Here is a 792-nt window from a genome sequence, read left to right on the forward strand (position 1 = left end):
TAACGCTCCCGGCCCGCAAGGCGGATTCGGCGGCCGCCCGGCATCGGGTCCGGGCGGCGCTCCCGGCGCGCCAGGTGGCCCCGGCAGGCCCTTCGCTCCCGGCAATACGCCCGGCGGGCAACAGAACTCAGGCCCCGGCAGCCAACGCGTCGCGGGTGGTCCCGGTACCCCGCCGCACGCGGGGCAGCCCGGCTCCGCTCCTGGCGGACGTCCCACGGGCCCGGGCGGGCCGCAGGGGTTCGGACCCGGCAACGCGCCTGGCCGACAGCAGTCTTCGGGTTCGGGTGCGCCACAGGTGAATCGCACGCCGGGCGCGCAGTCCGGCGGCACGGCACCTGGCGAACGATCCGTTCCCGACTCCGCCGTCCGGCGCCCCGGCGCGGGCGCGCAAAGCGCTGCGCCGCAGCAGGGCTCCAAGGCGGGCACCTCGCCGCTGGCGGGCCTCTCGCAGGGCCTGCCTGGCGACGATCGCGCGGAACAGATCAGCCCGGACGCCACGAGCCGTGGCGGCGAGCACCCGGCCGACCTCGCCGGACCGAACGCGCCGACCGCGGCGATGTCGATCCCGGGCCGGAAACCGGCTGGTGCCCAGGCCTATTCGGCCGACGACCGCACCGTCAAGGTCCCGAGCGCGCAGTCCAAGGCCGCCCAGGCAGACATCTCGACCGCGGAGATGAGTCAGGCCGACCGCCCGTCGAAGTCGGACACGAAGGCAGGCAAGGGAACCGCCGCGGCGGTGGGTGCCGCGGCGGCCGGTGCGGCCGTCGCAGGAGCCGCCGCGGGCGCACGCGC

Annotated in this window: 1 protein-coding gene; it reads left to right on the forward strand. The window is 77.0% G+C overall.

The genetic code is table 11. The features are described 5' to 3' along the window. Positions 1-295: 295 nt before the first annotated feature. Positions 296-792: hypothetical protein (locus tag V8688_RS31985; RefSeq protein ID WP_342802387.1), on the forward strand; the 497-nt coding region annotated here is incomplete at its 3' end.

Origin of the sequence: Nocardia sp. No.11, assembly GCF_038752175.1 — a bacterium.
Taxonomy (GTDB): domain Bacteria; phylum Actinomycetota; class Actinomycetes; order Mycobacteriales; family Mycobacteriaceae; genus Nocardia; species Nocardia canadensis.